Annotated in this window: 23 protein-coding genes; 15 read left to right on the top strand and 8 right to left on the bottom strand. The window is 68.2% G+C overall.

Annotated features, from left to right (window positions below):
- The first annotated feature begins 26 nt into the window (after window positions 1-26).
- The 3 genes from AC1DFU_RS13145 to AC1DFU_RS13135 all read left to right on the top strand — a co-directional run bounded on the left by AC1DFU_RS13145 (window position 27) and on the right by AC1DFU_RS13135 (window position 2626).
- Window positions 27-656 (top strand): TetR/AcrR family transcriptional regulator, encoded by a 630-nt coding sequence (locus AC1DFU_RS13145; protein ID WP_441593329.1) that lies wholly within the window; start codon window positions 27-29, stop codon window positions 654-656.
- Window positions 657-734: 78 nt separating this feature from the next.
- The gene (locus AC1DFU_RS13140) at window positions 735-1658 is read left to right on the top strand and encodes a bifunctional helix-turn-helix transcriptional regulator/GNAT family N-acetyltransferase (RefSeq protein WP_092296451.1); all 924 of its coding nucleotides are present in this window, start codon (window positions 735-737) and stop codon (window positions 1656-1658) included.
- A complete protein-coding gene (locus AC1DFU_RS13135) occupies window positions 1655-2626 on the top strand; it encodes a DMT family transporter (RefSeq protein ID WP_441593167.1) in 972 nt (323 codons plus the stop codon). Before AC1DFU_RS13140 ends, AC1DFU_RS13135 begins: the two co-directional genes overlap by 4 nt.
- Here the strand turns inward: AC1DFU_RS13135 and AC1DFU_RS13130 are convergent.
- On the bottom strand, window positions 2549-3424 hold the full coding sequence (locus tag AC1DFU_RS13130; protein WP_092296448.1) for a LysR substrate-binding domain-containing protein: 876 nt from the start codon (window positions 3422-3424) through the stop codon (window positions 2549-2551). The genes AC1DFU_RS13135 and AC1DFU_RS13130 overlap by 78 nt on opposite strands.
- Before the next feature lie 96 nt (window positions 3425-3520).
- On the opposite strand from AC1DFU_RS13130, the gene AC1DFU_RS13125 reads away from it, so the two are divergent.
- The 5 genes from AC1DFU_RS13125 to AC1DFU_RS13105 are packed head-to-tail and all read left to right on the top strand — an operon-like array spanning window position 3521 to window position 8561.
- On the top strand, window positions 3521-4399 hold the full coding sequence (locus AC1DFU_RS13125; RefSeq protein ID WP_441593165.1) for an HpcH/HpaI aldolase/citrate lyase family protein: 879 nt from the start codon (window positions 3521-3523) through the stop codon (window positions 4397-4399).
- Between the two features lie 49 nt (window positions 4400-4448).
- Entirely contained in the window at window positions 4449-5444 is a 996-nt protein-coding gene (locus tag AC1DFU_RS13120) for a tripartite tricarboxylate transporter substrate binding protein (protein WP_441593163.1), read from the top strand.
- A 26-nt stretch (window positions 5445-5470) separates the two neighbouring features.
- Window positions 5471-6679: a CaiB/BaiF CoA transferase family protein gene (locus AC1DFU_RS13115; RefSeq protein ID WP_092296439.1), complete on the top strand. Its 1209-nt coding sequence runs from the start codon at window positions 5471-5473 to the stop codon at window positions 6677-6679.
- Window positions 6680-6707: 28 nt separating this feature from the next.
- Window positions 6708-7562, top strand: coding sequence for an amidohydrolase family protein (locus AC1DFU_RS13110; RefSeq protein ID WP_441593327.1), 855 nt, complete (start codon window positions 6708-6710; stop codon window positions 7560-7562).
- A 33-nt stretch (window positions 7563-7595) separates the two neighbouring features.
- Complete coding sequence (locus tag AC1DFU_RS13105; RefSeq protein WP_477159784.1) at window positions 7596-8561, top strand: tripartite tricarboxylate transporter substrate binding protein; 966 nt, start codon at window positions 7596-7598, stop codon at window positions 8559-8561.
- Here the strand turns inward: AC1DFU_RS13105 and AC1DFU_RS13100 are convergent.
- A complete protein-coding gene (locus tag AC1DFU_RS13100; protein ID WP_441593159.1) occupies window positions 8533-9480 on the bottom strand; it encodes a 2OG-Fe(II) oxygenase in 948 nt (315 codons plus the stop codon). The two genes, AC1DFU_RS13105 and AC1DFU_RS13100, sit on opposite strands and share 29 nt — an antisense overlap.
- 383 nt (window positions 9481-9863) lie before the next feature.
- On the opposite strand from AC1DFU_RS13100, the gene AC1DFU_RS13095 reads away from it, so the two are divergent.
- From AC1DFU_RS13095 to AC1DFU_RS13085, 3 genes are all read left to right on the top strand, one after another.
- The gene (locus AC1DFU_RS13095) at window positions 9864-12014 is read left to right on the top strand and encodes an alkaline phosphatase family protein (RefSeq protein WP_092296430.1); all 2151 of its coding nucleotides are present in this window, start codon (window positions 9864-9866) and stop codon (window positions 12012-12014) included.
- Window positions 12015-12129: 115 nt separating this feature from the next.
- Window positions 12130-13515 (top strand): cytochrome-c peroxidase, encoded by a 1386-nt coding sequence (locus AC1DFU_RS13090; protein ID WP_092296427.1) that lies wholly within the window; start codon window positions 12130-12132, stop codon window positions 13513-13515.
- Window positions 13512-14180: a hypothetical protein gene (locus tag AC1DFU_RS13085; protein WP_441593156.1), complete on the top strand. Its 669-nt coding sequence runs from the start codon at window positions 13512-13514 to the stop codon at window positions 14178-14180. Before AC1DFU_RS13090 ends, AC1DFU_RS13085 begins: the two co-directional genes overlap by 4 nt.
- Before the next feature lie 10 nt (window positions 14181-14190).
- On the opposite strand, the gene AC1DFU_RS13080 is transcribed toward AC1DFU_RS13085, so the two are convergent.
- From AC1DFU_RS13080 to AC1DFU_RS13055, 6 genes are all read right to left on the bottom strand, one after another.
- Complete coding sequence (locus AC1DFU_RS13080) at window positions 14191-14871, bottom strand: GntR family transcriptional regulator (RefSeq protein WP_441593325.1); 681 nt, start codon at window positions 14869-14871, stop codon at window positions 14191-14193.
- Window positions 14872-14951: 80 nt separating this feature from the next.
- Window positions 14952-15953, bottom strand: coding sequence for a TRAP transporter substrate-binding protein (locus AC1DFU_RS13075; protein ID WP_092296418.1), 1002 nt, complete (start codon window positions 15951-15953; stop codon window positions 14952-14954).
- 83 nt (window positions 15954-16036) lie between these two features.
- Window positions 16037-17302, bottom strand: coding sequence for a TRAP transporter large permease (locus AC1DFU_RS13070; RefSeq protein ID WP_441593154.1), 1266 nt, complete (start codon window positions 17300-17302; stop codon window positions 16037-16039).
- Window position 17303: 1 nt separating this feature from the next.
- Entirely contained in the window at window positions 17304-17954 is a 651-nt protein-coding gene (locus AC1DFU_RS13065; protein ID WP_441593152.1) for a TRAP transporter small permease, read from the bottom strand.
- Between the two features lie 120 nt (window positions 17955-18074).
- Entirely contained in the window at window positions 18075-19016 is a 942-nt protein-coding gene (locus tag AC1DFU_RS13060; RefSeq protein ID WP_441593150.1) for a dihydrodipicolinate synthase family protein, read from the bottom strand.
- A 287-nt stretch (window positions 19017-19303) separates the two neighbouring features.
- Window positions 19304-20140, bottom strand: a complete 837-nt coding sequence (locus tag AC1DFU_RS13055) for an amidohydrolase family protein (RefSeq protein WP_441593148.1) — start codon at window positions 20138-20140, stop codon at window positions 19304-19306.
- Window positions 20141-20241: 101 nt separating this feature from the next.
- Between AC1DFU_RS13055 and AC1DFU_RS13050 the strand changes: the two genes are divergently transcribed.
- From AC1DFU_RS13050 to AC1DFU_RS13035, 4 genes are all read left to right on the top strand, one after another.
- Window positions 20242-21012 carry a GntR family transcriptional regulator gene (locus tag AC1DFU_RS13050; protein WP_092296404.1) on the top strand — a complete coding sequence of 257 codons (771 nt, stop codon included), beginning with the start codon at window positions 20242-20244 and terminating at the stop codon, window positions 21010-21012.
- A 35-nt stretch (window positions 21013-21047) separates the two neighbouring features.
- A complete protein-coding gene (locus tag AC1DFU_RS13045) occupies window positions 21048-22022 on the top strand; it encodes a tripartite tricarboxylate transporter substrate binding protein (protein WP_092296401.1) in 975 nt (324 codons plus the stop codon).
- Between the two features lie 45 nt (window positions 22023-22067).
- The gene (locus AC1DFU_RS13040; protein ID WP_092296398.1) at window positions 22068-23069 is read left to right on the top strand and encodes a Bug family tripartite tricarboxylate transporter substrate binding protein; all 1002 of its coding nucleotides are present in this window, start codon (window positions 22068-22070) and stop codon (window positions 23067-23069) included.
- 62 nt (window positions 23070-23131) lie between these two features.
- Window positions 23132-23326 (top strand): DUF1059 domain-containing protein, encoded by a 195-nt coding sequence (locus AC1DFU_RS13035; protein WP_092296395.1) that lies wholly within the window; start codon window positions 23132-23134, stop codon window positions 23324-23326.
- The last annotated feature ends 29 nt before the right edge of the window (window positions 23327-23355 follow it).

Genomic DNA, 23355 nt, shown 5'->3' with positions numbered 1-23355 from the left:
GCCATCTGACAATAGGGAATGTCATACTGGCGCCCATGACTGCCGAGCTGATCCCCGCCCGCCGCTATCGCGGCGCCGAAGCCGAAGAGCGGCGCGCCCAGCGCCGCGCCCAGCTGATTGCCGCTGCCGTGCAGGTCTACGGCGAGCGCGGCTACCAGAACGCCACGGTCAAGGCCGTGTGCGAAGCCGCCGGCCTGACCGAGCGTTACTTCTACGAATCGTTCGCCAATAGCGAAGCGTTGCTGCTGGCTTCGTTTGAAACGGTCACGCACCGGTTGCTGTTGCGCATCGAACAGGCGGGCGAGGATGCCGGGGGCGATGGCGAGCATCGCGCGCTGGCTATCCTGCATGCTTATTTCGGCACATTGCAGTGCGAGCCCCGCTCGGCCCGGGTGTTCCTGGTGGAGATCCGGGGCGTGAGCCGGTTGGTGGACGAGGCGCTGGGGCGGTCCCTGCGCGAATTCGGCGGACTGCTCGCCCGGACGCTGCTGCCGGGTGCGCCCGAGCCCGATCCGATGCTGCTGGCCGGCGTGGCGGGCGGCATCATCCACGTGGCGCTGCACTGGATTCGTCACGAGCATGTGCCGGAGGTGGATACGGTGGCCGCTACCGCGCTCCAATTGGCGCTGGTGTTGAAACTGGGCGCGAGGGACTGAGCGCGTCCATCGGAATTTCTTGATTTATTTGCCTGAGGCAACAAATAATTTGCCTCAGGCAAATAAATCGTCCCCGACATGTCTCCCAATCCGCAAGTTCTTGCGCGCGCCGAAACCGTGCGCCGCTTCAATCGCTTCTACACCCGCCAGATCGGCCTGCTGCACGAGCATCTGCTGGAAAGCGAGTTTTCTCTCACCGAAGCCCGGATCCTCTACGAGCTGGCCCATCGCACGGGCCTGACCTCGTCCGACCTGTGCCGTGAGCTGGGCCTGAACGCCGGCTACCTGAGCCGGGTGATCGCCGGTTTCGAGAAGCAGGGGCTGGTCGCCAAGACCCGCTCGCAGGCCGATGCCCGCGTCAGCGAACTGGCGCTGACCGATGCCGGCCGGGCCACCTTCGAGGTGCTGAACCTGGCCTCGCGCAACGAGGTGACCGCGATGCTGGGCCGCATGACCGAGTCCACCCAGCAGCAACTGGTGGACGCCATGACGCAGATCGAAGCCCTGCTCGGCGAATCGACCCCGAGCTACATCCTGCGTGACCCGCAGGCGGGCGACATGGGCTGGGTCGTGCGCCAGCAGGCGGTGCTGTACACGCGCGAGTACGGCTGGAATAGCGAGTTCGAGGCGCTGGTGGCGGAGATCGTCGCCAAGTACCTGCGCGACTACGACCCGAGCGCCGAGCGCTGCTGGATTGCGGAGAAGGACGGCAAGGCGGTGGGTTCGGTGTTCGTCGTGCGGCATGACGCGGAGACCGCCCAGCTACGCATGCTCTATGTGGATGCCAGCGCGCGCGGGCTGGGTATCGGCCATCGGCTGGTGGATGAGTGCCTGCGCTTCGCGCGCGGGGTGGGCTACAAGCGGATGATGCTGTGGACCAACGACATCCTGACCGACGCGCGCAAGATCTACGAAAAGGCCGGCTTCACGCTCGTGGAGGAGGAGGCCCACCACAGTTTCGGCAAGGATCTTGTCGGTCAGATCTGGGCGCGGGATCTGTGAGGGGCGACCCCTCGGCCATCGTCGCGGCCGCGCTGACTGGCATTCTGGTGGGCGCGGCGATGGTGTCGACCCGGGCGGTGTCGGCCGATGCGTCGCCAGCCACGTTGGCCTTCCTGCGCTATCTGATTGGCCTGTGCGTGCTGATCGGGCCGGCCTGGCTCGGCATGCGCGCCCGGACCCGCACCCGCTTTGCCCGGAAGGATGTGGCGGTGCTCGCCGGGCTGGGCGTGTGCCAGTTCGCCGTGCTGATCGTGCTGCTGAACCACGCGATCGGCGTGCTCTCGGCCGCCACCTGCGCGCTGGTTTTCTCGACCATGCCGCTGTTCACGATGCTGCTGGCCGTGCTGAGCGGGCAGGAGGCGTTCAGCCTGCCCAAGCTGACGGGGCTGGTTTGCGCCGTCTCGGGCGTGGCGGTGTTGCTGCATGGGGCGCCCCTCGGTGGCGTCGGCGGCGGCACACACCTTGGTGCGATGGCCGCGCTGATCGGGGCGACCGTGATCGGCGCCGTGAGCAGCCTGTTGGTTCGGCCCTTGCTGCAGCGCTATCCCGCCTTGCCGACCAGCGTGCTGGCGATGTGCGCGGCGGTGGTGTTCCTGCTGGCGCTCTGCGCGACGACCGGGCAGCCGCTGTGGCCGTCCCTGTCGTTGACGCAGTGGGGGCATGTCGCGTTTATCGGGCTGTCCAGCGGCGTGGGGTACTTTTGCTGGCTCTGGGCGCTGACGCGGCTGGAAGCGAGCCGGGTCGTCGGCTTCCAGGCGCTGGGGCCGGTGGCGGCGGCGGTGCTGGAACTGCTGGTGGGTCGCCAGTGGCCGTCGGGGTCGTTGCTGGTGTCGATTGCGCTGGTGGTCAGCGGGCTGCTGATCACCCAGCAGGGCCGCACGGTCGCGCGATCAGGTACCCGCCGCCAGCCGGGCCTGCTCGAGGAAGGAGCGGATCACGCTGGCCCCGGGCGACGTCCGGCGCCATAGCAGGCCGAAGCGGCGCGGCTCCGGCTCGATCGGCAGATGGAGCTTGGCGATATGGAGCCCGGCGGTCAGCGGCGAGGCGATGTCCGGCACCAGCGACACCCCGAGCCCACGGTCCACCATCATGGCGATGGCCAGCAGCGAACTCAGCTCGAAGCGCTCCTGCGCGGGCGTGATGCCGGCCCGGCGCAGGTAGTCGCTGGCCTGCTTGCCGCCGCCCAGGCTGCGGTCATAGCGGATCAGGGGCCGGGTGCGCAGGAGTTCGTGCGGATCGGCGTCGCGGTCCTGCGCCGGCGCCAGTACCACCAGCGGCTCCTGCCGCAGCAAATCCCAGGCGAAGGTCTTGGGAAGGGCGAAGGGCGGATGCAGGCAGACGGCGGCATCGAGTGATTCATCCTTCACCGCATCGAACAATTCGTGGGACAGCGCCGAGCGGATATGCACCGACACCCCGGGGTGCACCGCCGCGAACCGCGCGAGCGCGTCCGGCAGCAGGCTGTGCAGCGCGGTGTTGATCGTGCCGATGCGCAGTTCGCGTACGGCGTCCGCCTGATTCACCCATCCCCTCAGTTCATCCACTTCCCGCAGCAGGGTCACGCAGCGCTCCGCCAGCCGTCGCCCGGACTCGGTGGGCGCCACGGTACGGCCGGCCCGGCCCAGCAACGTGGTGCCGAGTTGCCGCTCCAGCACCTGGATCTGCTGCGAGATCGCCGCCGGGGTCACATTGAGCCGCCGCGCGGCTTCCGCCAGCGTGCCGGTTTCTACCACCAGCGCGAACGCCTTCAGGTAAGCGGTTTCCATAGAATTTCTAATGTACGAACGTAGTAAAGGATAGTTTATCTTTTTCATCGGTTCGCGGACACTGCCTGTCACCCCCACGGAGATACGGTATTCGCCATGAGAAGCAAGCTGTTCGTGCCCGGTTCACGCCCCGAGTTTTTCGCCAAGGCGCTGGCGAGCGATGCCGACGCGCTGTCGTTCGACCTCGAGGACGCGGTGGCCGAGGAGAAGAAGGGCGAGGCCCGGGTGCTGCTGTCCGGCCTGCTGCGCGCCGCCGAGACGCGCGCCAGCACCAAGACGCTGATCGTGCGCGTCAATGGTCTCGATACGCCACATTTCGAGGCTGATCTGGCGGCGGTGGTCGTGCCGGGTTTGCATCTGGTGAACCTGCCCAAGCCGGAAAGTGCCGATGACGTGCGCCGCGCGGCGGCGGCCATCGAACAGGCCGAACGGGCCAATGGGTTTGGCGATAGTGATGCGAAGGTTGGACTGCTGCTGAATATCGAAACGCCCCGGGCGCTGCGGCTGGCCGCCGAACTGGCCGGCGCCCATCCGCGTGTGGCGGGCCTCCAGCTTGGGCTGGGCGACCTGTTCGAGCCGGCTGGCGTACATCGACGCAATACGGCGGCGATTGCCTCCGCCATGTTCGCCGTGCGGATGGCGGCCGCCGAGGCCAATGTCTATGCCTACGACACGGTGTTCGCCAATATCCGCGACACCGAGGGCTTCCGCGCCGAGGCCGAGATGTCCCGCCAGATGGGCTTCCTGGGCAAGAGCTGCATCCACCCGAGCCAGATCGCGCTGGCCAACGAAGTCTACCGGCCGTCCGACGAGGAAATCGCCCACGCGCTGCGCGTGGTGGTGGCTGCCGAGGAGGCGGACGCCAAGGGCGTGGGCGCCTATGTGGTGGACGGCAAGATGATCGATCCCCCGTTTGTGCGCCGCGCGCAGGCGATTGTCGAGATTGGCCGGAAGCTTGGATTGATCGCCGCCTGATCGGATTCCCCGCAGTATCTATATAAAAAACACACAGGAGACAAACACCATGACGAATCCATCGTCGCTGCGTGCCGTGGCATGCCTTGGCCTGACGGTTGCTGCAACGGCCGCGATCTCTGTGCCGGCTGTGGCCGTCGCCGAGGGCGCCTACCCCTCCAAGCCCATCACCCTGATCGTGCCGTACCCGCCGGGCGGCTCGAACGACATCTTCGCGCGCATCGTGGCCAAGGAGATCGGCGAGGAACTGAAGCAGCCCGTGGTCATCGACAACCGCCCCGGCGCGAGCGGCAACACCGGCACCGGCCTGGCGGCCAAGGCGGCGCCGGACGGCTACACGCTCGTCGCGGTGTCCTCCAGCATGACCACCAACGCGGCCATCCAGAGCAAGCTGCCGTTCGACGCCTTGAAGAGCTTCGCGCCGGTGGCGATGGTGGCCCACGGGCCGTTCATCGTGGCGGTCAGCAATGACTTCCCGGCCAAGACGCCGCAGGAGCTGGTCAACGCCATCCGCGCCAATCCGGGCAAATACAACTACGCGTCGTCCGGCCCGGGCAGCGTCAACCAGTTCGGCACCGAACTGCTCAAGGCGCAGGCCGGCAAGCTCGCCATCACCCACGTGCCGTACCGGGGCATGGGCCCGGCCGTGACCGACCTGATCGGCAACCAGACGCAACTGCTGATCTCCAGCGGGCCGTCGCTGCTGCCGATGGTGCGCGCCGGCAAGGTCCGCGCCGTGGGCATCACCAGCCTGAAGCCCAGCCCGATTGCGCCGGATCTGGTGCCGATGGCCACCGCCGTGCCCGGCTACGAGTTCGAACTCTGGTGGGGCTTCCTGGCGCCGGCTGGCACCCCGCCGGCGATTGTCGCGCGGCTCAACGCGGCGGTGAATCAGGCGCTGGCCAAGCCCGCCGTCAAGGAGGCGATCCTGAAGGAAGGCGCCGAGGTCACGCCGGGCACGCCGCAGAAGTTCGCCGAGACGATTGCCGCCGATGTGACCCGCTGGAAGGCGCTGGCCAAGCAGCAGAACATCGTCGCGGATTGAGTATTTAGAGAATTTTCGGAGTGAGTATGCAACCCAACACCAAGGGCCAGACCGAGGGCCAGGCGGGCGGTTTCGGCGCGCCACGGGCAGGACAGCCCGGTCCGCTGAGCGGCGTGCGCGTGCTGGACCTGAGCGCCTATATCGCGGGGCCGTACGGCTGCTCGCTGCTGGCGGATCAGGGCGCGGACGTGATCAAGGTGGAGCCGCCCGTCGGCGACAACCTGCGCAAGTACCCGTCCACGCTGGAGACGGAGTCCCGCGCCTTCCTGGGCGTGAACCGCAGCAAGCTGGGCGTGGTGCTCGACCTGAAGGCTCCGGCCGATCTGGAGCGACTGCTGGCGCTGGTGCGCGAGGCCGACGTGCTGGTGCACAACTTCCGGCCCAGCGTGCCGGGGCGGCTGGGGATCGGCTACGCGCAGTTGGCCGCCGTCAATCCGCGCCTGATCTACTGCGCGGTCACCGGCTACGGCGAGGCCGGGCCGCTCAAGGACAAGGCCGGCTACGACCAGGTGCTGCAAACCATGACCGGCATGTGCACGCTGCAGGGCAAGCACGGCGGGCCGCCCGAGATCCTGTACGGCTCGGTGGTGGACTACTACGCCTCGGCGCTGGTGGCGGGCGGCGTGGCGTCCGCGCTCTATGAGCGGGAGAAGAGTGGGGTGGGGCAGTACGTGGGCGTGTCGCTGCTGCGGGCGGCGCTGACCATGCAGTCGGCCCGCATGGTCTGGGCCGATTCGGAGCCGCGCGACGTGGGGCGCGACATGCGCTCGGGCGGCATCACCGGCATCCATCCCACCCGGGACGGCTATCTCTACATCTCGGCCAACACCCCGCACTTCTGGCGCGCCCTGTGCGAGAAGACGGGTTTGGGGGAATTGCTCTCCACCGACCGCTACGACAGCGTGCGCAAGCGCGCCCAGCATCAGGGCGAGATCCTGCCCAAGCTGCACGCGGCCCTGCAGCAGCGGTCGGCGCTGGAATGGGAGGCCGAGTTCGGCGAGGAAGTGCCCTGCGCGGCGGCGCGCTCGGTGGAAGACATGTTCGATTTCCCGCAGGTGCTGGCCGAGGAGATGGTGACGACGTTCGATCACCCGGTGGTGGGCCGCTATCGCGGCTTCACGCGCGCCGTGAAGTTTGGCCGCACGCCGGGCCCGGAGCCGTTTGCCGCGCCGGCGCTGGACCAGCACGGGGACACCGTCCGCGAGGCGGCCGACCGGCTGGCTGGCCGTGGCTGAGGGGGAGACCGAGGCTGGCTTCCATCCCGTGCCGAACAGTTCGGCCAGCGCCGCGCCACGCAGCACGGCATGGCCGGACGCCTGCGACGCCCATCTCCATATCTACGACTCGCGTTTCCCGGCCATCGCCCCGGCTGTGGCCAACGCCACCGTGGCGGACTACCGGCGCGTGCAGGCGCTGCTGGGCACGCGTCGCGCGGTGATCGTCCAGCCCCGCTGCTACGGCACCGATCACGGCTGCACCCTCGATGCGATTCGGCAGCTTGGCATCGCCAGCACGCGCGGTGTGGGGGTGGTGCGGCCCGATGTGTCCGACGAGACGCTGGAGACGCTCCATGCCGGCGGTATCCGGGGCATCCGCTTCTCGTTGTACACCCCGGCCCACGCCGTGGTGGGCTTCGAGATGGTGGAGACGCTGGCGCACCGCATCGCCGAACTGGGCTGGCATCTGCAACTGCACTGGACTGCCGACCAGATCGTCGCCCATGGCGACCTGCTGGCGCGGCTGCCCACGCCGCTGGTATTCGACCATCTGGCCCGCCTGCCGCTGCCCGGCGGCACGGCGCACCCGGCGTTCGCGCTGGTGTCCAGGCTGCTGGCGGAGGGCCGTGCGTGGCTGAAGCTGTCGGGCGCCTATCTGGATTCGATGGTCGGCGCCGGCGGTGGGTATGCCGACATCGCGCCGGTGGCCCGTGCGTGGGTGCAGGCGGCGCCGGAGCGGCTCGTCTGGGGCAGCGACTGGCCCCATTCCACCGAGCCGCACGCCAAGCCGGACGATGCCTTGCTGTTCGACCTGCTGGCCGATTGGGCCGGCACCGAGTCGGCGCGCCGCCGCATCCTGGTGGACAACCCCGCCACGCTGTACGGATTCGAGGCCGCGTAAGCCGGTCCATAGAACTCAAGAACGGAGACAACCATGAGCAAGACCCTGCAACGCCTCGGCAAGGCCGTGGCGACCCTGGCTGCGGCCGTGCCGCTCGCCGCTTTCGCCTTCCCGGACAAGCCCATCCGCATGGTGGTGCCGTACTCGGCCGGCGGCGGGGCGGACAACACCGCGCGGGTCGTCGCCCAGAAGGTGGGCGAACTCCTCGGCCAGACCGTGGTGATCGACAACAAGCCGGGTGCCGGCGGCGTGATCGGCGCGGACGCCGTGGCGAAGGCCCCGGCGGATGGCTACACGGTGCTCTACGACGCCTCGGCCTTCGCCGTGAACGGCGCGCTGCGCAAGCTGCCGTTCGACCCATCGGCCGATTTCATTCCGATCTCGCTGGTCGCCACGGCGCCCCAGATCCTCGTGGTGGCCATCAACGCGCCGTACAAGACCGTGGCCGAGTTCATCGCTGCCGCAAAGAAGACGCCCGGCAAGCTGACCTACGCGTCCGCCGGCGCTGGCACGGGTTCCCATCTGGCCGCCGAGATGTTCAACGAGCAGGGCAAGATCGAATTGCTTCACGTGCCATACAAAGGCGGCGCGCCGGCGCTGACCGATGTGATGGGCGGCCAGGTGGCGTCCTACTTCGGCAATACGGCCTCTACGCTCCAGTACGTGACCGGCGGCAAGCTGCGCGCGCTGGCGGTGACCTCGAAGACGCGCCTGAAGGCGCTGCCCGATACGCCGACGCTGGCCGAGAGCGGCATGCCGAACTACGAGGTGCTGGAGTGGAACGGCGTCTTCGTGCCCAAGGGCACGCCGCCGGACCGCGTGCAGACCATCGCGAACGCGGTGCAGAAGGCGGTGGCGGACCCGGCCGTGCGCGCCAAGCTCCAGCAGGCCGGGCTCGATCCGGTCGGCAACATGCCGCAGGCGTTCAAGAGCTTCCTGCACACCGAATCGACGCGCTGGCAGGCGCTGGTCAAGGCGCGCGGGATTCGGGTGGAGTAAGTTCCTGGCGCTCGGCTTCGGCGGCGTGCACGAAGCGCCGCTGCCGCATCCACTTCGTCGCCACCCATTTCTCGCCGGCCAGCACTTCGGCGGCTGCATGCAAGGTGCGGCCGTCTAGCTGGCCGTGGTCGTCGCAGTACTCGAAGTACAGCGCATTGCCCTTGCGCGGCACCACGGACAGGCCGAGCTCGGGGAAGAGCGTTTCCCCGCCCGCCGGCACGTCGTTCAGGTAGATCACCATCGTGCTCACACGCTGCCCACTGCGCGCAATCGACGCCCGATTGGCGGCGTTGTTCGGCATCAGGAAGTCGAAGTGCGGGCGGCTCTGCGCCCCCGGGGCGTAGCGCAGCACCTGCAAGCCCTCGCCGTTCTCCATCGGCATCTGCATCAAGGCTGAAATGCGGGCGTCGAGCGTAGCCAGCCACGGCGCCTCGGCCAGGCGGAAGAACATGCCCTCGCTGGTGCGGTCCGGGCTCACGATGTGCTCGCCGGTGCGTGGATCGACAAGGGTCGATGGCGCGAGGCGAGGCCGCGCCGCCGCCATCAATGCATCGCACTCATCATGGCTGAGCACGCCTTCGAGCACGGCCACCACGGGGCGCTCGGTGCGGGATAGCACGGGTACGTCGCGGTCGCCACCGTGCAGCACCGACGCACGCGGCAGCCGGGGCTGGGCTGGCGCCGTGGCGGGGGCGGTGCGCTCCACCGTGATGCTGCCCTCCGGCATTGGCAGTCCCTCGCGCAGCACGCGGGCGAAAGCCTCCACCAGTTCGCGCGCCACGTCCGGCGCAAAGCGCTGCGCGGCCAGCGCGCGCACCAGTTCATCCGGACGGCCGCCGCGCTGCAAGGCCTGCACGATCCAGTCGCGCAACTCGGCGGTGAAATGCAGCGTGGCAAGCTGGCGCGGCGGGGTAGTCAAGGATTGGGGCGAGGCGTGCATGGGACGGCATGGGTAACGGGCGGCGCCAGTATCCCGGCATTGCGCGCGGCATGCAACCGGTTGCCGGCTTGAAATTTTCTGTAACTTTCGTGTGGTACCGGAGCAATCAAACGGTCATATTTGGCTCCTAGGATCAGGTCCGCTGCACACATGACAGGGAATCGCGTACCGGCTTTCCCCCGTCGAAAAACTCCCTCGCGCAGGCGGGCCACCCGCCAGAACCATCGCGACGGGGCGGGCTTTTGGGTGCGGCACTCCAACGATACCCACTACATATCGCCCTAGCCCGGCGAGCCAAAAATACAATGCACCCAAACCACCACAGCTTTGTTCCGTTACTCACGGCGCTGGCCGCAGCCGCCATGCTGACCGCCTGCGGCGGCGATGACGGCGGCACCCCGGCCGCGTCCACGCCCAACGCCACCCCGGCCACGGTCAGCGGCAGCGTGATGGGCACGGCGATCAAGAACCCGACTGGCGTCGCCCAATCGTCCGCCACGGGCGTGGACTACGCCAAGAGCAGCACGGGCGATGCCGTCCAGCAGACCATCGTCCCCATCGCCTATGCCAACGCCACCGTGTGTGCCGACACCAACGGCAACGGCGCGTGCGACAGCGGCGAAGCCTCCACCCGCACCGGCGCCGATGGCCGCTTCACGCTGACCACGGCGGCCACGAGCCTGGTGGCCGTGGTCGGCACGGACGCCACCTACACGGACGCCAGCGGCGCCCCGGCCAAGGTCGCCAGCAAGCTGGTGCTGCGCAGCGCGGCCGACCAGGCGGCAAATGGCGCTCAGGTAGTCATCAGTCCGTTATCGACGGAAGTGGTGCGCCTGACCGAAGCCGAATCGCTGACGGTGGCCGATGCCAAGACCGCCATCGCCAGCCGCCTGAGCCTCACCGGCGGCACCGCCGATGTGACGGTCAAGGCCGATGACGTGCTGGCCCTGCCGGCCAGCGTGGCCGACGCCCACGCCGCCACCGCGCTGCTGACCGAGTCGAACACGCTCGCCGGGCGCTACACGCTGGCCTCGAAGATCCTCGACCGTGGCTTTATCAGCGATGCCGCCACCGATCCGGTCACCACGCTGAAGGCTGCGCAGGACGCTGCGTTCAACCCGGAAGGTATCCCGCGCTACGACCACCTGTTCGTGGTGGTCTTCGAGAACCACAGCAACCAGACCATCGACGATCCGGCCTACCCGAACTTCTACAAGTACCTGAACCAGGAAGGCAACAAGGCGGCCAACTATTTCTCCACCGGCAACCCCAGCGAGCCGAACTACATCTCGCTGGCCAGCGCCGACGACTGGGGCGTGGCCGACGACAACGCCTGGAACTGCCTGCCGGCCGGCGACACCGCCAACCAGCCGACCGACGTCTACCAGCCGCTGGCCGCCTGCAACGCCGACACCAAGGTCCACAACCTCAAGGGCCGCCGCAACCTGTTCACGGCGATGTACAACGCCGGCATGGGCACGCGGGTGTACAGCGAGTCGATGGACCCGGGCCAGGACCCGCGCAAGGACGGCGCCGGCAACGCGGCCATCACCGCCGTCAACGTGACGTCCGGCGCGGGCGCCACCGAGCCCATGATCTCCAGCCTGTACAAGACCAAGCACCACCCGGCGGTGAATTTCGACGAGGTGCGCAATCGTCCGGACTTCTTCAAGAACCTGAACCGTACCGTGGGCGGCGGCCAGTGGGATGCGGCCATCCAGACCTATGCGCAGGGCCACGGCATCACCTGGAACACCCACCAGTTCGAGGATGACCTGAAGAGCGGCGACGTGGGCGCGCTGAACTACATCGTCCCCGACCAGTGCGATGACATCCACGGCACCGGCTCGGCGGTGGCGGACTGCACCTCGGGCGTGCCGGGCATCAAGCGCGGCGACGCCTACGCCAAGTACCTGGTGGAGACCATCAAGGCATCGCCGGTGTGGCAGAACACCAGCCGCCGGTCGGCCATCGTCATGCTGTTCGACGAAGGGTCGAGCTTCTTCGGCAGTTCGTCGTGCTGCGGCTGGAACGTGGGCGGTACTGCCACCAGCGGCGCTCCGCTGGACGAAGGCATCACCACGGCGATTCCGCGCTACAACGGCGGCAACAAGGGCGATGGTCCGACCATCTTCGGTCTGCTGACCAACCAGCCGGGCGCGCCCAAGCAGGTCATCGACTCGGATGCCTACAGCCACTTCTCGTTCGTGCGCACGATGCAGGACATGTTCGCGCTGGCCGACCCGGGCGTGCCGACGTCGTACATGAACCGCTCGAAGTACACCGAGCAGTACATCGCCCAGAACCTGGCCAATCTGGCCGAGTACTCGGGTAGCGCCAACACCCACTTCGATTCGGTGCGTCCGATGAACCACAACTACGTGGTCAAGGCCGGCGATATCGTCTCGGGCGGCGCCACGCGCGGTGTGAGCGGCAGCGGCACGCTGAGCGGCGGCAACACGGCCAGCGGGCCGGATGCCACGCAGACCAATATCTGGGCGATCAAGTCCTGATGTGGCGGGGCGCCGGGCGCGCGGCGCAGGCCGTCGCCCGGGGCCCCGATCTTCTTATGGTGCGCAACCGGGCCTGGCCCGGCTGTGCGCCCGGCTGCCACCGCTGATCCAGACCATGTCCCACTCCATTCTTGCCGCCAGCCTGCTGGCGGCCGCGTGTGCTGTCACGCTCGTCGGCTGCAAGCCGGCCACCGAGACGGCGCCGCACGCTGCCACGCCAGCCAAGGCCGCGGTGCAGACCGTTTCCGCGCCGGCGCCATCGGCTCCGGCATCGCCCCTGTCACCCGCCGCGCAGCTCGGCGCGAAGCTGTTTTTCGATCCCTCGCTGTCCGGCACGGGCAAGATGTCCTGCGCCACCTGCCACGACCCCAACCACGCCTACGCACCAGCCAATGACCTCTCGGTGCAGCTGGGCGGGGCCGACGGCAAGGCGCCGGGCACGCGCGCGGTGCCCACGCTGATGTACAAGGAGTACACCAACGCCTACTCGGATACCTTCGAGAACCCCGACATGGTCAGCCCGCCCGGTCCCGGCGGCGGCCTGACCTGGGACGGCCGCGCCAACACCATCGCCGAGCAGGCCGCGATTCCGCTGCTGGCGTCCAACGAGATGGCCAATGCGAGCAAAGCCGCCGTGGTCGAGGCCGTACAGCACGGCGCCCACGCCGACGCCTTCCGCCAGACCTACGGCGCCACCGTGTTCGATGACACCGAGCGCGCCTTCACGCTGGTCGGCGCCGCGCTCCAGGCGTTCCAGGTGGAAGACCGCAGCTTCCACCCCTACAGCAGCAAGTTCGACCGCTACCGCAACAACAAGCTCGGCGGCGCGCTGACCGATGCGGAGGTCCGCGGCCTGCGCGTGTTCCTGGATCCCAACAAGGGCAACTGCATGGCCTGCCACCTGATCGGCGGTGGCAACGACGGCAGCCAGGACATGACGAGCGATTACTCGTTCGCCGCCATCGGCGTGCCGCGCAATATGGAGATCCCGGCCAACGCCGATCCGAAGTACTTCGACCTCGGCCTGTGCGGCCCGCTGCGCACCGACCATCGCCCCGGCAAGGACAAGGGTGCGGCGGCCACCTGCGGCATGTTCAAGACGCCGGTGCTGCGCAACGTGGCCACGCGCCACGTGTTCATGCACAACGGGGTGTTCAAGTCGCTGGAGGAGGTGGTGCGCTTCTACAACACCCGGGACACCGCGCCGGAGAAGTGGTACCCGCGTGATGCCCGGGGCCGCGTGAACAAGTTCAACGACCTGCCGGCGTCGTACCGCGCCAACCTGGACGACCAGATGCCGCTGGACTTGCGCAAGCCGGGGAGCGCCACGCCGATGACTGACTCGGAGATGCAGGACCTGATCGTCTTCCTGAAGACGCTGACCGATGGCTTCGTGCCGCCGGCGGGCACCGCCGAGAGCGGTCCGCAGGCCCACACGGTGGCGGAAGCCGCGGCCGAGAACGCCGCCCGGAACGCCGCGCACAAGGCACAGACGCCATGACCCCTTATTCCATCGACACCAAGACCATGAAACCGATCCTTTTCGCCACCCTTGCTGCGCTGGCTATGCTCGCCGGCTGCAGCGCCCCGGACGCCCCCAACGAAGCCAACTTCCGCGCCGCGCTGGAGAAGCAGCTCGAAGCCCACGGCGACCTCTGCATCGGCCGCCATAGCTGGCCCGTGGATGTGCCGGACCTGCCCGTGGCGGGGACACTGCGCGACGGCATCCAGATGCCCGCGCTCGAACATGCCGGGCTGGTGGCGCACACCAGTGCCGAGATGACGCTGCGTCACCAGAACGGCGAGACGGAAACCGTGAAGGCGCTGCGCTATGACCTGACCGACAAGGGGCGCGGCTTCGTCAATGCCCATCCCGGGACGGCAGCGAAAGGCACGGACACCGCCGAGCCGGATCTCTGCTACGGGCACGTCCGCGTGAACAAGGTGACTGGCTGGGACACGCCCAAGGCCAGCGGCGTGGGCGACAGGGCGGCGCACGCCACCACCACCGTCCGCTACACCTACATGCTCGATCCGGCCCCGTGGGCCAGTGACGCGGCGGTGCAGGGCGCCTTCCCGGTGCTGGCCCGCGTGGTGCGGGGCAGCGGCACGATGGAGCTGACGCAGCAGTTGGTGGCCACCAGCGGCGGCTGGCAGCCGATGTAAGGAGGGGAAATCAGGCGTTGACGACGCGGCGCGCGAAGCGCTCCAGGTAGTCCATCAGCCGCTCCGCGCCGTCGGCGGCTTCGGCTTCGTTACCGCTGGCGATGGCCTGCGCCATGACCAGGTGGGCCTGGGCGCCTTCGGCAATCTCGCCCTCGTGCTGATAGGCGTACCAGAAGCGCCGGCATTGCACGATCAGCGGGATCACCGCCTTGACCGCCGAGCGGTTGCGGCAGGCCGCGTGGTTCACGTGGTCCAGCGCCTGGTCGGCGGCCATGTATTCGTCGAGGTTGCCACGCTGGGCGGCCTTGACCATCTTCTGGGCGCTGGCGATCAGCGCCTTGCGCTGGGTATCGGTGGCGCGGCGCGCGGCATTGGCGGCAATCAGCCGCTCCAGCACGCGGCGCGTGGCCAGCACGTCCAGATGGTCCATCACGTCGATGGTCGAGACGATCAGCCCGCGCCGGGGCTGCTGGAGCACCAGCCCCATCGACACCATGCGCACCAGCGCCTCCCGCACGGGCGTGCGGCCCAGCCCGGTGAGTTCGGCCAGCTCGGCCTCCACCACGGGGCTGCCGGGGGCGATCTCGAGCTTGGAGATCAGCGTCTCGATGCGGTCGTAGGCCACGTCGGCGGCGCGGCGCTTTTCACGGTTGTCAGTCTCGGCGCTCTGGTTTCTGGAAGGTGTCGGCATCTCGAACAGGTTGGCAGCGGGGGCGGCGGTCGACATTATGCCGTGACCGCCGCCGGGGGGCTCAGGGGGCCTTGGCGCACTCAGAGCGTGGCGCCGATCTTGCGCAGCTCCGGAATCGCCGGGGCCTTGGCCACCCACAGGGCGTCGAACTTCTGGATCGCCGGCGCCGGGTCGTAGTTGGCGACGCTCTTGAAATGGACCGACGATTGCTTGAGCTTCTCGATCAGCCCCGCCTCGGTGGTGACGATGTCGTTGATCTGCGCGGTCAGCGACTGCGTGACCAGCGCGCGCACGATGTCCTTGTCCTTCGCGTCCAGCCCTTGCCAGATCCGGCCCGAGACCAGCGGCGCGAACGGCATGAACAGCGCGTTCATCGGCAGCAGGGACTTGGAAATCTTGTCGTAGCGCTGGTTCCAGGACAGTTCGATGTCGGCCTCCAGCCCATCCACCTGGCCATTGGTCATGGCGTCGAACACAGCCGGGGTGGGGATCGGCGTGGGCGCGGCGCCCAGCATCGAATAGAAGTCGCGGTAGACCGGCGTGGGGTTGATGCGCAGCTTCATGCCCTTGAGGTCGTCCGGCGAATTGATGTCGCGCGTGGCGAACACGACCCGCATGCCGGTGATGCCCCAGCCCAGGCCGATGGTGCCGGTTTCGCGCGGCAGGGCGTCCAGCAGCTTCAGGGCCGCCGGCGTGCGCACCAGCTTGGCCACGCTGCTGGTGGAGCGCACCAGATAGGGCGCGTTGATGGCGGCCACGCTGGAGACGCGCGAGCCGAGTTCGGCCGCCTGGATCCAGCCCATGTCGAGCGCGCCGGACTGGAGCTGCTGCATCATCGCCGATTCATTGCCAAGCTGGCCCGAGTGGAACACGGTCACGGTCAGGCGGCCGTCGGTTTCCTTCTTGAGCGACTCGCCGAAGGCCACGGCGGCCCGGTTCCACGAGTGCCCGGCGGGCGTGATCAGCCCGAGGCGGAACTCCTTGGTCGTGGCGGCGCGCGTGGTCGAGGTGATGACCATGGGCGCGGCAACGGTGGCCAGCGCGGTGGTCTTGAGGAAACGGCGGCGGGTGATGAGGGTCATGGCGGCTCCTGTGCGGTTCGATGGGTAACGGCGAGGCGGATGGGACGGCTATGGATCGGGTTGGATCGGGTTGGATCGGTCGGCTAGTCCAGCAGGGCGATGGACAGGCTCGGGAACAGCGAGAGCAGCACCAGGGCCACGCAGCTGATCAGGAAGAAGGGCAGCGTGACCATGAACATCTTCCCCGGCTTGGCGCCGGTGACGGCGGAGGCCACGAAGAAGCTCAGCCCCACGGGCGGGGACATCAGCCCGAGCACGAGGTTGATGACGATGACCACCCCGAAGTGGCGCGGGTCGATGTGGTAGACCTCGGTGGCGATTGGCAGCAGGATCGGCACGGTCATGATCAGGCCCGGAATGCCGTCGATCACCGTGCCGATGATCAGCAGGATCACGTTGGCCAGCAGCAGGAATTCGACCGGGCTGTGGGCGATGGTCTGGATCCAGGCCGCCACCATCTGCGGGATCTTGCCGTAGATCAGCAGCCACGAGAACACGGCGGCGGCTGCCACCAGGAACAGCACGATGGCCGAATAGATGGCCGAGCGCAGCAGGATGGCCGGCATCGTGCGCAGGTCGAACTCCTTGGTCACGTAACGGCCGACCATCGCCGCGGCCAGCGCGCCCACGGCGGCGGCCTCGGTCGGGTTAGCCACGCCGGCGAGGATGGAGCCGACGATCACCACCGGAATCAGCAGCGTCGGGCTGGCCTGGATCACGGTGGTGGCGCGCTCGCGCAGCGTCTTGCGCGCGCTGCGGGGGTAGTTGTAGAAGAGCCCCATGATGGCGATGATGATGAAGAACAGCACCGTCAGCAGCAGCCCGGGCAGGATGCCGGCGATCAGCATGTCGCCCACGGCCACCTGGGCCAGCACGCTGTAGACCACGAACATTACCGAGGGCGGGATGATCGGCCCCAGCATGCCGCCGTAGACGGTCAGCCCCGCCGCGAAGGTCTTGTCGTAGCCCTGTTTCTCCATCTCGGGCACCATCACCTGCGACATGATCGCCACCTGGGCTGTGGCCGAGCCGATGATCGACGACACCAGCATATTGGCCAGAATGTTGACGTAGGCCAGGCCGCCCTTGATCGAGCCGACGAAGGCCATCGACAGGTCTACCAGCCGGCGCGTGATGCCGCCGCTGTTCATGATCTCGCCGATCAGGATGAACAGGGGGATGGCGATCAGGCCGTAGCTGTCCACGCCCGCGAACATCTGCGAGGGGAACGATTGCAGCAGCACGGTGGCGCCGGTGCTGAAGATGAACGCCAGTCCGGCCAGGCACAGGCAGATGCCGATCGGCACGCCGACCAGCATCACGCCGCAGAAGAAGAAGGTTGTCGGCATGTCAGTTCACCGTCTCGGAGTTGCCCACCTGGAACTCGGGGTAGGCGCGGCGCGGCGCCAGGGCGAGATCTTCGAGCAGGTTGGCCAGCGCGTGCAGGCTCAGGGTGCAGGAGAACAGCGGCATGATCAGCTGGAGCACCCAGACCGGCCATTCGAGCGTCTGGGTGTGCTCGGTGTAGAGGAAGTTGAACGATTCGGCCGCGTACTCGCGGGCGTCGAAGCCGTAGCGGACGATGCCGACCGGGTCCATCCAGACCCAGCACATCGCCAGGAGCGCCAGCCCGAACAGCAGCACGCCGCCCGTGGAGATGGCCTTGGCAGCGCGGGCGGCCTTCGGGGGCAGGTGCTCGGTGAGCAGCCCGACGGCAAAATCGAGCCGCAGGCGGGTCATGACCGACGCCCCGACGAAGGTCAGCCAGACCACCGCGTAGACCGACGCTTCGTCCACCCAGTACAGCGGCAGCCCCGCGTAGCGCGTGACCACGTTGAGCAGGATCAGCAGCACGAGCAGCGTCATCAGGCCGCCGAGCGCATGGCGCTCCACGGCGAGCACGGCGTCCGAGGCGCGCATCACCCAGCGCACCGGTCGCTTGACGGTGGCCGTGGCCGTGGCGGGCGCATCGGTGGCAGTGAGGGAGGGAAGGTCAGGCATGGCAGGCAGACTCCAGGACGAAGGGGGCGGTCGTGACGATCACGGACACGACGGCTGGTGCAAGTTGGATGCCTGCTGCGGCCCCGGGGGCCGCCGCAGGCATGCATCACGCAGTTGGCCTCATACCACCGACTGGTACTTCGCCGGCCGCGTCTCCAGCGCCTGGCGCACCACGCGTTCGACGAAGGCGCGCTCCTCGCCCACCAGCGGCAGGCGCGGGCGGCGCATGAACTCGGAGCCTACGCCGACCAGGGTGTCGATCAGCTTGAGGTTCTGCACCAGCTTGTTCGAGACATCGAGGTGGAGCATCGGGGTCATCCACTGATACAGCTTGAGCGCCTCGGCGAAATTGCCCGCTTTCATCAGGTCGAACAGCGCCACGGTTTCGCGCGGGAAGGCGCAGCCCACGCCGGCCAGCAGGCCGTCGCAACCCAGCGCCAGCCCTTCGTAGGCCAGGTCGTCCACGCCCATGAAGATCTGGTAGCGGTCGCCCAGGGTGTTGCGCAGGTCCGTCACGCGGCGGATATCGCCCGTGCTTTCCTTGATCGCCGCCACCCACTTGCAGTCGGCCAGCTCCACCATGTGCTCGGGCTTGAGGTCCACCCGGTAGGCGACCGGGTTGTTGTAGACCATCACCGGCTTCTGGGCGGCTTCCGCCATGACGCGCACGTTCTGCATCGCCTCGCGGGCATCGGCCACGTAGATCACCGAGGGCATCACCATGAAGCCGGACACGCCGAGCTTGTTCGCGCCGTCGATATAGCGCAGGGCGTCTCGCGTGCTGGTCTCGGAGACGTTGGCCAGCACCGGGATGCGGCCATCGGCGGCTTCCACGGCGATGCGCGCCACGTCGAGCTTCTCCTCCAGCGACAGCGTGCTGGCTTCGCCCAGCGAACCGCAGGTCACCAGGCCATGGATGCCATTGCGGATCTGGAATTCGATGTGACGGCTAGTGCCCTCGGCGTCGATCCGCTCGTCGGCGTGGAACTTGGTGGTGATGGCGGGGAAGATGCCGGTCCAGCGGGGATTGGTGGCGTTGCTCGAATTGGTCGAATTGGTCACAGGGGACTCCTCGGTTGGGTCGGGTTGGGCTCGCAAATATCTGCTTAATATATTTAGAATATCTTCCAGCATTGGTCTAGCAAGAGCAATGCCAGTGAATACCCTGATAGCCGGCGCGCCCGGAATCCGGCTTGGGGACTGGGATTGGGGGAAATGGGGTGGGAAAGGCGGGCGGAAGGGGGGAGGAAGCCCGGGCCCCGGAGCGGGGCATGCCGTGCACCGCCGGCGGGTCCGGTGCACCGGCGCGGACGCGCCGCGTCAGCTAGATGGGCGGCTGTGTGGGCGCTTCAGCCCGCCAGTGCGAAGCCGTAGAGCGCGGCGGCATTGCGCCAGCGCAAGCCTTCCGACAAATCCGGCCGCTGTGCGAGCCAGGCCATCACCGCGCGGCATTCGTCGGCACGTGCGGGGGCCTCGTGGTTGGTCCACGGCCAGTCGCTGCCCCAGAGCAGGCGGTCCGGCCCGGCTATCTCGGCCCAATGCGCGGCCAGTGTCGGCCACTGGTCAGGGCTGGCCAGCCGGTAGGGCGCGCTGATCTTGATCCAGAGCGGGCGTCGCACGGCCACGGTGCGGGCCGTGTCGAAGACCGGGTCGTCCACGCCGAGCGGGCCGGGGCGGCCGAAGTGATCGAGCACGATGGGGGCCGGCGCATTGTCGAGCGCGGCATCGAGCGCGGCCAGCACCATCGCGCCGTCGCCATTGTTCGTGTGGACTTCCACGTGCCAGCCCAGCGCTGCCACGCGCTGGAACAGCGAGCGCCACGGCGCGGTGTCGATGCGCCGCCAGCCGGCATCGCCATACAGGTTCAGGCGGATGCCCCGGACCCCGGCGGCATCCAGCGTGGCGAGTTCGGCGTCGTCCACGGCCGGATCGACCACGGCCACGCCGCGCAGCCGCCCCGGCATGCGGCGCAGCGCAGCCAGCATCGCCGCGTTGTCGGTGCCGAGGAAGCTGGTCTGGACCACCACGCCGTAGGGGTCCACGGTCGCGTCGCCCATCGACCCGGCCATGGACAGCCAGTCCGCCAGCGGCGCGGCGTAGGGCGGCCGATAGCGCGCCGACGCCACGGCCACGCCGGCATCGAAGACATGAAAGTGGCAGTCCACCAGCGTCTGGCTTGTCGTCATCGGCACGATTCTCCTCTGTGCGGGTTAGCCCCGATATGGCGGGCTGGCCCGGTCCGGGTACTCTAGTCCTCTATAGGAGTGGAATCTAACACGGACACCAGATGCCAGACAATGCCACGCGCCAACCGGCCGCCGCCTCGGCAGGCATGAGCCGCTACGGGCAGATTGCCGCGCTATTGCAGCAGAAGATCGTCACGGGCGAGTGGTCGCCGGGCACTGCCATTCCGGCCGAAAGTGCGCTGGCGGGCGAGTTTGGCATCGCGCTCGGCACGATCCGGCAGGCGATTGCCGTGCTGGTGCAGCAGGGGCTGCTGGAGCGGGTGCAGGGCAAGGGTACTTTCGTGTGCACCGGGCTGACCGGGGGGAGCGGCGCCAGCATGATGCGCTTCTTCCGCTTCCGCTCGGAGGCCGATGCCGATGCGGCGCCCACGGCGGTGCCGCGCTCGGAGATCCTGTCCTGCCGCAGCGTGCGGCTGGACAAGGCCATGGCCAGCCGCTTCGGGCTGGAGGCCGGCGCGCGGGGTCTGGCCATCTCGCGCCGGCGCTGGGTGGCGGACACCCCGCGCCTGCTCGAATCGATCTGGCTGCCGTTGCCGCGCTGCGCGGCGCTGCAGGAGACGCCGATGGCCGAGTGGGGCGAGCTGCTCTATCCGCTGCTGAGCCAGCGCTGCGGCATCACCGTGCACCGGGCGATGGACGAGGTGACCTTCCGGCTGCTCGATGCCGAGGAAGCCGAGCTGCTCGCGCTGCCGCCCTCCCATCCCTGTGCGCTGGTCACGCGTCAGGCGTTCGATATCCAGGGCCAGTGCGTCGAATACCGGCTGACCCGGGGCGATGCCTATGCCTTCCGCTACACGGCCGAGATTCGCTGACCTCGCCCCAACATTGATTTGACGGAGACACCCCCATGCGTTCCCTGATCCCCCTCACGCTGGCAGGCCTGGCCTTGCAGCCGACCTTGCTGCACGCCGCCGACGCCGCCCAGCCGTGGCCGACGCGCCCGCTGACCATCGTCGTCACCTATCCGCCCGGCGGTGGTGCCGACCTGATGGCGCGGCTGATCGCGCCGGGGCTGGGACGGGAACTCGGCCAGACGGTGATCGTGGAAAACCGCCCAGGGGCGGGCGGGCAGATCGGCGCGTCGTACGTGGCCAAGGCCGCGCCCGATGGCTACACGCTGATGGTGGACGCGTCGTCCTACGCGGTGAACCCGAGCCTCTATCCGCGCCTGCCCTACGATCCCGCCAAGGCGTTCCGGGCGGTGGGCGTGCTGGCGCGCTATCCCAATGTGCTGGTGGCCAATCCCGCCTTCCCGGCGACGAACGTCAAGGACGTGCTGGCGCTGGCGAAGCAGAAGCCGGGCACGGTGGCGTTCGCCTCGTCGGGCAATGGCTCGGCGCAGCACCTGTCCGGCGTGCTGTTCGAGCAGCGCGCCAGCGTGGACCTGCTCCACGTGCCATACAAGGGCGGCGGTCCGGCGATGACCGATGTCATCGCCGGACAGGTGCCGCTGTTCTTCGCCAACGTGGCTTCCAGCCTCCAGCACATCAAGGCAGGCAAGCTGCGCCCGCTGGCGGTGACCAGCCATACACGCACCTCGGCGCTGCCCAACGTGCCGACCATGCAGGAAGCCGGCGTGGCGGGCTACGAGGTCTATGAATGGAATGCCGCCTTCCTGCCCGCCAACACGCCGGAAGCCGTGGTGGCCAGGCTGTCGGACGCGCTCCAGAAGGTCATGGGCAGTCCGGAGATCCGCCAGCGCGTGGCCGAGCTGGGCGGCGAGGTGGTAGGCGCCCCGCCGGCCGAGGCGGCGCGTTATATCGACACCCAGACGCGGCTCTGGGCCAAGGTCATCAAGGACGGTAACGTCAAGCCGGAATAAGCGCCGGCTTGACGTCGTAGCACACTAAAAACGAAGGAGACCCCCATGTCCACAGATTCCCCCTTTGACGCCGATCGCCGGCACCTGCTCGGGTTGATGGCTGCGCTGGGCGCCGGCGCCCTGGCGCCCACGCTGGCGCGCGCGCAGGCAACCTGGCCGTCCAAACCCATCCGGCTGGTGGTGCCGTTCGCGCCGGGCGGCAGTTCCGAGATCGTGGCGCGCTCCACGGCGGCGGAGCTGACCAAGCTGCTCGGCGTATCGGTATTCGTCGAAAACAAGCCGGGCGGGGCGGGCAATATCGCCATGGGCGAGGTAGCGCGGGCCGACGACAACCACACGCTGATCCTCGGCCATATCGGCACGCTGGCGGTCAATCCGTACATCTTCCCCAAGCTGCCGTACGACCCGAACAGGGACTTCCGGCCGATTTCGCTGCTGTCGAAGGTGCCCAGCCTGTACGTGGTGCACCCGGACCTGCCGGCGAAGAACCTCAAGGAGTTCGTGGCCCTGGCCAAGAGCAAGCCGGGCAAGCTGAACTACGGCTCGGCGGGCAATGGCAGCGCCGGCCACCTGGCTTTCGAGTACCTGAAGGCGACCACCGGCACCTTTATCACCCACGTGCCGTATCGCGGCAGCGGCCCGCAGATCACCGACCTGCTGTCCGGGCGGCTCGATGCGGCGGCGGTGGGCGCGCCGGCCATCATCCAGTTCATCAAGACGGGCAAGGTGCGCTGTATCGCCACGGGCACGGCGCAGCGCATTCCGCAGCTCCCCGATGTGCCGACGGTGGCGGAGCAGGGCTATCCGGGCTTCGAGATGACGCAGTGGTACGGGCTGCTGGCGCCGGCCTCGCTGCCGCAGCCGGCGGTGGCCAAGCTGGCGGAGGCCACGATCAAGGCGGTGAAGAGTCCCACCTCGGTGGAGCGGCTGGGCGCGGACGCCGCCCTGGTGGTGGGCAGCACGCCCGAGGAATTCGCCCGCTTTATCGCGGCGGAGCAGCAACGCTGGAAGCCGATCGTGGCGCGCGCGGGCATCAAGCCGGACTAGGCGTTGCCGCCGTCCTACCTATACTTCAAGGTACCGGCCCCAGGCCGGTGTCAGGAGGCGATATGGGACGCAAGTACATCGATTGCCGCGACTATCCGAGCGAGAAAAACTGCACTGTGGCGCTGAGCGCCGACAATGAAGACGAACTGCTCGAGGCTGCGGTCCAGCATGCGGTGGCGGTGCATCAGCATCAGGATTCCCCTGAACTGCGCACGCAGCTGAAGTCCTTGTTCAAGGAGGGTGCCCCGCCGGCCTGAGCGCCGGCGTTGTCAAGCGAGAGGCGGGA

This window comes from Cupriavidus sp. 10L45, assembly GCF_056395225.1.
This window is presented reverse-complemented; position numbering and strand designations above follow the sequence as displayed.

Coding starts and splice junctions, on each gene's coding strand:
- AC1DFU_RS13075 (WP_092296418.1), bottom strand. CDS start 15,953: ATGACCCTCATCACCCGCCGCCGTTTCCTCAAGACCACCGCGCTGGCC.
- AC1DFU_RS13105 (WP_477159784.1), top strand. CDS start 7,596: ATGAGCAAGACCCTGCAACGCCTCGGCAAGGCCGTGGCGACCCTGGCT.
- AC1DFU_RS13140 (WP_092296451.1), top strand. CDS start 735: ATGTCTCCCAATCCGCAAGTTCTTGCGCGCGCCGAAACCGTGCGCCGC.
- AC1DFU_RS13070 (WP_441593154.1), bottom strand. CDS start 17,302: ATGCCGACAACCTTCTTCTTCTGCGGCGTGATGCTGGTCGGCGTGCCG.
- AC1DFU_RS13040 (WP_092296398.1), top strand. CDS start 22,068: ATGTCCACAGATTCCCCCTTTGACGCCGATCGCCGGCACCTGCTCGGG.
- AC1DFU_RS13125 (WP_441593165.1), top strand. CDS start 3,521: ATGAGAAGCAAGCTGTTCGTGCCCGGTTCACGCCCCGAGTTTTTCGCC.
- AC1DFU_RS13095 (WP_092296430.1), top strand. CDS start 9,864: ATGCTGACCGCCTGCGGCGGCGATGACGGCGGCACCCCGGCCGCGTCC.
- AC1DFU_RS13045 (WP_092296401.1), top strand. CDS start 21,048: ATGCGTTCCCTGATCCCCCTCACGCTGGCAGGCCTGGCCTTGCAGCCG.
- AC1DFU_RS13055 (WP_441593148.1), bottom strand. CDS start 20,140: ATGACGACAAGCCAGACGCTGGTGGACTGCCACTTTCATGTCTTCGAT.
- AC1DFU_RS13120 (WP_441593163.1), top strand. CDS start 4,449: ATGACGAATCCATCGTCGCTGCGTGCCGTGGCATGCCTTGGCCTGACG.
- AC1DFU_RS13080 (WP_441593325.1), bottom strand. CDS start 14,871: ATGCCGACACCTTCCAGAAACCAGAGCGCCGAGACTGACAACCGTGAA.
- AC1DFU_RS13050 (WP_092296404.1), top strand. CDS start 20,242: ATGCCAGACAATGCCACGCGCCAACCGGCCGCCGCCTCGGCAGGCATG.
- AC1DFU_RS13035 (WP_092296395.1), top strand. CDS start 23,132: ATGGGACGCAAGTACATCGATTGCCGCGACTATCCGAGCGAGAAAAAC.
- AC1DFU_RS13115 (WP_092296439.1), top strand. CDS start 5,471: ATGCAACCCAACACCAAGGGCCAGACCGAGGGCCAGGCGGGCGGTTTC.
- AC1DFU_RS13065 (WP_441593152.1), bottom strand. CDS start 17,954: ATGCCTGACCTTCCCTCCCTCACTGCCACCGATGCGCCCGCCACGGCC.
- AC1DFU_RS13085 (WP_441593156.1), top strand. CDS start 13,512: ATGACCCCTTATTCCATCGACACCAAGACCATGAAACCGATCCTTTTC.
- AC1DFU_RS13130 (WP_092296448.1), bottom strand. CDS start 3,424: ATGGAAACCGCTTACCTGAAGGCGTTCGCGCTGGTGGTAGAAACCGGC.
- AC1DFU_RS13090 (WP_092296427.1), top strand. CDS start 12,130: ATGTCCCACTCCATTCTTGCCGCCAGCCTGCTGGCGGCCGCGTGTGCT.